The organism is Methanospirillum sp., assembly GCF_028679455.1.
Taxonomy (GTDB): Archaea; Halobacteriota; Methanomicrobia; order Methanomicrobiales; family Methanospirillaceae; genus Methanospirillum.
This window is the reverse complement of sequence record NZ_JAJRBM010000006.1, coordinates 1-2,941: the sequence shown is the minus strand read 5'-3', so window position 1 is coordinate 2,941 and position 2,941 is coordinate 1. Positions and strand designations below refer to the sequence as shown.

Sequence of the window (2,941 nt, the reverse complement as noted above, 5' to 3'; positions counted from 1 at the left end):
TCCATCGTCGCCTTCACGTTTACTGAAAAAGCTGCTGCCTCGATGAAGAACCGTATATTCAAACGTGTACTGGGTCTTGAAGCCATCGAGATATATAATACACTCGGGGACATGTATATCGGCACCATCCACGGGTTCTGTAACCGGATCCTGGAAGAGAAGTTTGGATATGGTTCATGGGAAGTCCTGGATGAAAACCAGGAGATGGCTCTTTTAATCAATATCTCTGACCGGATAGGTCTCACAACCGGGAGAAACTCAACCGACCGGGCAACCATATTCAAGCAGAGCCTCTCGGTGATGTATAACGATCTTCTCTCCCGGGAGGAGATTAAAAAACAGGCTCCTGAATTTTTTGCTTCGGTCAGAGCGTACGAAGAGTATCTTGACCGGTTCCACCTGCTCACGTTTGACCGGATGATCACGCTTGCTCTCAATCATCTTCATGAAAATCCGGACGTGATCCGGAGTATCAGGCATCTGATAGTGGATGAATATCAGGATATCAATCCGGCACAGGAGGCGTTGATTAACGCCATCGGCCACAGTAATATCTTTGTTGTCGGAGATCCACGGCAGACTATCTTCCAGTGGAGAGGTTCTGATGAAGGGTGTTTCCAGCGGTTTGCGACCTTCTATCCCGAGGTCAGGGATATCGTGCTGCCTGAGAACCGGAGAAGCGGAAAACAGATAGTATCGGTTGCAAATACTCTTGCCTCTCACTTTCAGACCGGGCCATATGAACCGATGACTGCAACACGGCCTGATGCCGGTGCTGTCTACCTGATAGATTATCCAACCTCCGGGGATGAGGCTGAAGGAGTTGCAGAGCAGATCCTATCGCTTGTGAATGGTAACTCATGCAGGTATCAGGATATCGGAATCCTGCTTCGGAGCATAAACAACAGTGCAACGCCATTTATCCAGGCACTTCGAAGGTATCATATTCCGTTCATTCTGTCCGGTCAGGTCGGACTTTTTCAAGAGACAGGAGATTCTGGCTCTGGCGAAAATATTCTGCTGGCTTTCATCAAAGGGATTCTTCCCGGCAACTATCAAGGACCGGAAAACCACAATCTACGGTGATAATCTTATTGATTCAGCACTCGACGACTGGTTTTCAATTGTTTCATCCACATATACGAAAGAAGTTGTCAGAAAGGCACTTGGGTACTGGAAGAATACTGTTCTTGAGAATAAAACATACCGGAACATCACAACAACATACTACAACCTTCTTTCGATTCTTGGATTTCATGGTTTATCTCCTGATAATGCTGAAGATGCTGTTGTGATGGGCAACATTGCAAGTTTTGGAAGGGTGCTTTCCGACTTTGAGTCTTCCCAGAACTACGGGGGAAAGACCGGTGATATCTTCAGGATGTTCAGGGATCTCCATTGGTACCTGTTTCTGTATGCATACTGGCGATACGAAGAGTCTGCCGGTGAGCAGGATAGTTCTGTCGACGCAGTCCGTCTCTCCACTGTTCATCAGGCAAAAGGTCTTGAATGGCCGGTTGTGTTTGTTCCTGCCCTGATTGATGGCAAGTTTCCCTCGTCAAGAATTGGTGAGATGAAGAACTGGCTCATCCCACGTGAACTCTTCCCTGCTCTCCGGTATGAAGGCAACAGAGAGGCTGAACGTCAGTTATTTTATATCGCCATTACCCGGGCCCGGGATCTTGTTTGTATGAGCTGGTACGAAGAGGAAGGCGACTCTGGTATGCAACCATCCCAGTTTATTGAGAATGAGATCGGAAGAGATATGGTCATTCCTCATCCATATCTCCGGCCTGTTCAGGCAGTTTCTTGTCATGCCCCGGAGCCTGATGCCGAGCTCCATTCGTTTTCTGCTAAGGATCTCATCCTCTTTCAGCAATGTCCATACCGGTACCGTCTGAATAAAGAATGGGGTTTTCTCCCCGGGCTCTCTCCTGATCTTGGGTTTGGAAAAGCCTTCCACTTCTGTCAGGGTGAGATCTCAAAATTCTCAAACTGAGTGTTTCAGTAAAATAAACGGTCAATTGAGTCCGGGTTTTATCTGCCATATGCTGACCGGAATCGGTTTGAAGGTATGAAACGGGTGGCTCACCAGCGCCTTTTATCCTTTGCAAACCAGAGAAAGGAGGATCTTCTCCGGGTTCATACCTCTGAATACAGGATAGAATTTCCGTTTGACAGCGGGACCATCATCGGCAAGATTGATGTGATGCTCGACTCACCAGGAGGTCTTGAGATCCAGGATTACAAGACTTCTGATGAGGTGATTGCTCCGGAAGCGGCAGCAATGCAGGTGAAGATCTATGCATACGGGCTTCGGCTTCTTGGAAAGAGTGTGTCATCCGGTGGGGTTGCCTACATCGAAGATGCCAGGGCTGATCCGGGTGTAGTCTGGTGGATTATTGAAGTGTAGATTGATCAGATCCAAGTGAAGAGGTTTCCAGGAAGACCAGGGAAATAATGTGTTGGATGTGATTATTTTCAGATCTGCAGGTTCCGGTAGAGAATCCGGTGGGAAAAGGGTAAGATGTAGATTTGATCTACTATTTTATTCTGGGTTATCAAGTTCAGCGAGTATCATTTTGAGAATGGATATCAGAGGAGGGACCTCTTCTGTGACAGTCTTATAGATCTGGATCTGATTAATTCCCCAGTATTGATGAATGATCTTGTCTCGCATTCCTGTAATAAACCGCCAGGGAACTTCCGGATATCTATCTCTTATATTATCCGGAACTCCTTTTGCTGCTTCACCAAGAATGAGAAGATTATAGAGGATTGCCTCATTCCTCTCTTCATGGATTGAGATATCAGAACTGGTAAGGCCTTGTGCATAGGTGGTAATCTTCTCTGCCGCAGTGAGCATATCCTGCAGAAAAACTCCAATATCACGAGGTTCAGGCATATATGACCTCCGAAAGAATCCGTGTTCTCAATCTTG

At 46.8% G+C, this 2,941-nt stretch carries 4 protein-coding genes; 3 read left to right on the top strand and 1 reads right to left on the bottom strand.

Annotation, left to right across the window (positions count from 1 at the left end; translation table 11 throughout):
* From LUQ50_RS00180 to LUQ50_RS00170, 3 genes are all read left to right on the top strand, one after another.
* The coding region (locus tag LUQ50_RS00180) for an ATP-dependent helicase (protein WP_300034326.1) at window positions 1–1,086 on the top strand (1,086 nt) is incomplete at its 5' end.
* Window positions 995–1,999 (top strand): 3'-5' exonuclease, encoded by a 1,005-nt coding sequence (locus tag LUQ50_RS00175; RefSeq protein ID WP_300034329.1) that lies wholly within the window; start codon window positions 995–997, stop codon window positions 1,997–1,999. The genes LUQ50_RS00180 and LUQ50_RS00175, both read left to right, overlap by 92 nt.
* A gap of 75 nt (window positions 2,000–2,074) precedes the next feature.
* Window positions 2,075–2,413 (top strand): PD-(D/E)XK nuclease family protein, encoded by a 339-nt coding sequence (locus LUQ50_RS00170; RefSeq protein ID WP_300034323.1) that lies wholly within the window; start codon window positions 2,075–2,077, stop codon window positions 2,411–2,413.
* 135 nt (window positions 2,414–2,548) lie between these two features.
* On the opposite strand, the gene LUQ50_RS00165 is transcribed toward LUQ50_RS00170, so the two are convergent.
* Window positions 2,549–2,905 carry a DUF86 domain-containing protein gene (locus tag LUQ50_RS00165; RefSeq protein WP_300034320.1) on the bottom strand — a complete coding sequence of 119 codons (357 nt, stop codon included), beginning with the start codon at window positions 2,903–2,905 and terminating at the stop codon, window positions 2,549–2,551.
* Between the last annotated feature and the right edge of the window lie 36 nt (window positions 2,906–2,941).